Origin of the sequence: Synechococcus sp. R6-10, assembly GCF_047461815.1 — a bacterium.
In the GTDB taxonomy this organism is placed as follows: domain Bacteria; phylum Cyanobacteriota; class Cyanobacteriia; order Thermostichales; family Thermostichaceae; genus Thermostichus.
On the sequence record NZ_JANSHW010000285.1, the window covers coordinates 1 to 2,500 of the forward strand.

Consider the following 2,500-nt stretch of genomic DNA (forward strand, 5'->3'; position numbering starts at 1 on the left):
AAAAATTTTGGGTTGGATATCTTGACGGGGTGGTGGGGGTGGGGATAGGGTAGTAAAGCGCCACAAGGCCACCCAGCCCCGGCGCCCCAGAACCTTGACAAGTAACTCGTTCAGTCAACCATCGCCAAGCAGCACAGCAGGCTCCCTGAGTCGGCTGGTGGCTGCATATTCAACCCTGTCAAGTTTCCATTTTTCCAGAGACAAGCTCTTGCATCGACACGGAGAGTTTGATCCTGGCTCAGGATGAACGCTGGCGGTATGCTTAACACATGCAAGTCGCACGGACACCTTCGGGTGTTAGTGGCGGACGGGTGAGTAACACGTAGGAATCTACCCTCAGGCGGGGGATAACAGCTGGAAACGGCTGCTAATACCCCATACAGGCGGAAGCTGAAAGGAGCAATCCACCTGAGGATGAGCCTGCGTCGGATTAGCTAGTTGGTGGGGTAATGGCCTACCAAGGCGACGATCCGTAGCGGGTCTGAGAGGATGGCCCGCCACACTGGGACTGAGACACGGCCCAGACTCCTACGGGAGGCAGCAGTGGGGAATTTTCCGCAATGGGCGCAAGCCTGACGGAGCAATACCGCGTGAGGGAGGAAGGCCCTTGGGTTGTAAACCTCTTTTCTGGGGGACGAAAGCTGACGGTACCCCAGGAATAAGCCTCGGCTAACTCCGTGCCAGCAGCCGCGGTAAGACGGAGGAGGCAAGCGTTATCCGGAATTATTGGGCGTAAAGGGTACGTAGGCGGCTGGTCAAGTCTGGGGTCAAAGGCCACAGCTCAACTGTGGGAAGGCCCTGGAAACTGACCGGCTAGAGTGAGGTAGGGGTTGCGGGAATTCCCGGTGTAGCGGTGAAATGCGTAGAGATCGGGAAGAACACCTGAGGCGGAAGCGCGCAACTGGGCCTCAACTGACGCTGAGGTACGAAAGCTAGGGGAGCGAATGGGATTAGATACCCCAGTAGTCCTAGCCGTAAACGATGGACACTAGACGTTGGCCGTATCGACCCGGTCAGTGTCGGAGCTAACGCGTTAAGTGTCCCGCCTGGGGAGTACGCACGCAAGTGTGAAACTCAAAGGAATTGACGGGGGCCCGCACAAGCGGTGGAGCATGTGGTTTAATTCGATGCAACGCGAAGAACCTTACCAGGGCTTGACATGCCGCGAACCCTGCGGAAACGTGGGGGTGCCTTCGGGAGCGCGGACACAGGTGGTGCATGGCTGTCGTCAGCTCGTGTCGTGAGATGTTGGGTTAAGTCCCGCAACGAGCGCAACCCTTGTTCCTAGTTGCCAGCATTGAGTTGGGCACTCTAGGGAGACTGCCGGTGACAAACCGGAGGAAGGTGAGGATGACGTCAAGTCAGCATGCCCCTTACGCTCTGGGCTACACACGTGCTACAATGGCGCGGACAAAGGGTCGCGAGCGCGCGAGCGTGAGCCAATCCCAAAAACCGCGTCTCAGTTCAGATCGCAGGCTGCAACTCGCCTGCGTGAAGGCGGAATCGCTAGTAATCGCAGATCAGCATGCTGCGGTGAATACGTTCCCGGGCCTTGTACACACCGCCCGTCACACCATGGGAGCTGGCCATGCCCGAAGTCGGAGCACCCGCCGAAGGCAGGGCTGGTGACTGGGGTGAAGTCGTAACAAGGTAGCCGTACCGGAAGGTGCGGCTGGATCACCTCCTTTTAGGGAGACCTACCTTGGGGCATCTGAGGGGAGTTAGACCACCCTCAGGCCAGCAAAGGTTATCCCAGGTCGGTCGGGGTTGAAGGGATGGTTGACTGGGGTTCTGGAGGGGAACCGAGGGGAGGGCTATTAGCTCAGGTGGTTAGAGCGCACCCCTGATAAGGGTGAGGTCCCTGGTTCGAGTCCAGGATGGCCCACTGTTTGTCCTGGAGAAGGGAGAGCTAGCAAGCTAGAAGCGAGCTGGCCAAGCTGAGGGCAAAGCCAGAGGGTGGGTGCAGTCTGGATTGGGGGTATAGCTCAGCCGGTAGAGCGCTGCCTTTGCACGGCAGAAGTCAGCGGTTCGAGTCCGCTTACCTCCACCACTTTGGTGAGGAGCCGGGAAGGGGTTCTCCAGTTGGATAGGTTGACGACCGGGCTAGGGGTTTGGGTCCGAGCACAAGCCTCCAGCCGGGTTGAGCCGGCCAGCACTTTGAAAACTGCATAGCAAGAGAGCAGCATGCTTCTGGGTTGAGCCCTCCGAGCCTTGGCTTGGGGGAAGCAGCAACCTGGGGGCATGAGGCAGGTAGAACACCAATGTTACGTGAGGTGAAAAGGTCAAGTCAGTTAAGGGCGCACGGTGGATACCTAGGCACGCAGAGGCGAGGAAGGGCGTGTTACCGACGAAACGCTGCGGGGAGCTGGACAAAAGCGGTGATCCGCAGGTTCCCGAATGGGGCAACCCGGCAAGGCGCAAGCCTTGTCACCTTTGGCTGAATCCATAGGCTAAAGGGGCGAACGCGGCGAACTGAAACATCTTAGTAGCCGCAGGAAAA

The 2,500-nt window shown here is 58.4% G+C and carries 2 tRNA genes and 2 rRNA genes (1 of these 4 cut by a window edge); all 4 read left to right on the top strand.

The features are described 5' to 3' along the window. The first annotated feature begins 215 nt into the window (after positions 1-215). Positions 216-1,688, top strand: a 16S ribosomal RNA gene (locus tag NW837_RS08775). Positions 1,689-1,811: 123 nt separating this feature from the next. Further along, positions 1,812-1,885: transfer RNA gene (locus NW837_RS08780), tRNA-Ile, on the top strand. A gap of 89 nt (positions 1,886-1,974) precedes the next feature. Continuing rightward, a tRNA-Ala gene (locus NW837_RS08785) sits at positions 1,975-2,050 on the top strand. 230 nt (positions 2,051-2,280) lie between these two features. Continuing rightward, positions 2,281-2,500: ribosomal RNA gene (locus NW837_RS08790) — 23S ribosomal RNA — on the top strand (it continues 2,589 nt past the right edge of the window). Together the 16S and 23S rRNA genes with 2 tRNA genes alongside form the textbook arrangement of a ribosomal RNA operon.